The organism is Deinococcus detaillensis, from assembly GCF_007280555.1.
GTDB lineage: Bacteria > Deinococcota > Deinococci > Deinococcales > Deinococcaceae > Deinococcus > Deinococcus detaillensis.
The window spans coordinates 1-1,272 of sequence record NZ_VKDB01000084.1 but is presented as its reverse complement, the minus strand read 5'-3'; the positions used below and the strand labels follow the sequence as shown (position 1 = coordinate 1,272).

Below are 1,272 nucleotides of genomic sequence, written 5' to 3'. Positions count from 1 at the left end.
CTGACGGCCTGACAGATTTTATGAGAAAGCGTCCCCAGTAGGGGACACTTTCGTTTATGACGACAGAACAGGCCACCGGGGACGCTTCTCGACTCTATCAAGCGGTACTTGCCCATCTCCAGAGCGGGTTGTGGAACGACATTCGCAACGCGCGAACCGTGTCTTGGATGGTCAGTGGGTTGCTGCTTTCCCAGCGCAGCACGTTTCCTCACTGGCTGTCTCACATCAATGCTGGAGCGACTCTGGCTCAGAGCACCGAGCGCCGAGTCCGTCGGTGGCTGAAGAATCCAGCCATCGACCCGACCAGCATCTACGGTCCCCTGATCACCCGCGCCTTGCGGGACTGGGGTGAACACACCCTGATCTTGGCACTCGATACCAGCGTCCTCTTCGAGAAGTTCTGCCTGATCCGCATTTCGGTCCTCTTTCGGGGACGAGCGGTGCCGCTCGTCTCCCGTGTTCTCGAACACTCCAGCGCCCAGGTCAGCACCGCCCAGCTTCTGCCCATCCTGGCCGAAGTCAAAGGCATGCTCGACTTCCTCAAGCTGCGTGAGGTTCGCCTGCTGGCGGACCGGGGCTTTTGCGATACGGCCCTCATGGGCTGGCTTCGGGTCTGCGGATGGCATTATCGCATCCGGATCAAGTCGAGCTTGATCATGGCTGCTCCAGGGAAGAAACGACTGTGCAAGGTGGGTGAGGTGAAACTCGCACCACGAGAAACGCGCTGCTTGCACAACATCACGCTGACTGGACAGCACTTCGGTCCCGTCCATATCGCTCTGGGCCGTCCGTCGGACGGCCCAGAGCAGTGGCAAGTCGTCAGTGACCAGCCGACGGGTATCGAGACATTCGCTGAGTACGGCGAGCGCTTCCAAATTGAAGAGGGCTTTCTGGACGAAAAAAGCGGCCTGTTCGGTTTGGAAGATTCCAGACTCCGTGATGCGGCCAGCCTGGAACGGCTGGTCTTGGTACTAGCGATAGCGACTCTGCTGCTCGTATCAGAAGGTCTTCAGACCGTTCAGAGTGGGGATCGACGACACGTCGATCCCCACTGGAAACGGGCACTCAGTTATCTCAAAATTGGTCTGCGTACCGTTCAGTATGCGCTGAGTCGAGGTCGGACGGTCTTCTCCCGTCTGACGCTCCAGGGTGGTCCTGATCCTGAGCCGCCCAGCCGAAGAAAACGCTCAGATGCTGACCCTCGAACGACACTTGAAGTCGGCTGGCAGCTCGTTTTTCGTCCACTCTCATAAAATTTGTCAGGCTGTCAGG

The 1,272-nt window shown here is 58.5% G+C and carries 1 protein-coding gene; it reads left to right on the top strand.

Annotated features, from left to right (window positions below; genetic code table 11):
* Window positions 1–56: 56 nt before the first annotated feature.
* Window positions 57–1,253: a transposase gene (locus tag FNU79_RS18945; RefSeq protein WP_143722341.1), complete on the top strand. Its 1,197-nt coding sequence runs from the start codon at window positions 57–59 to the stop codon at window positions 1,251–1,253.
* Window positions 1,254–1,272 lie beyond the last annotated feature (19 nt).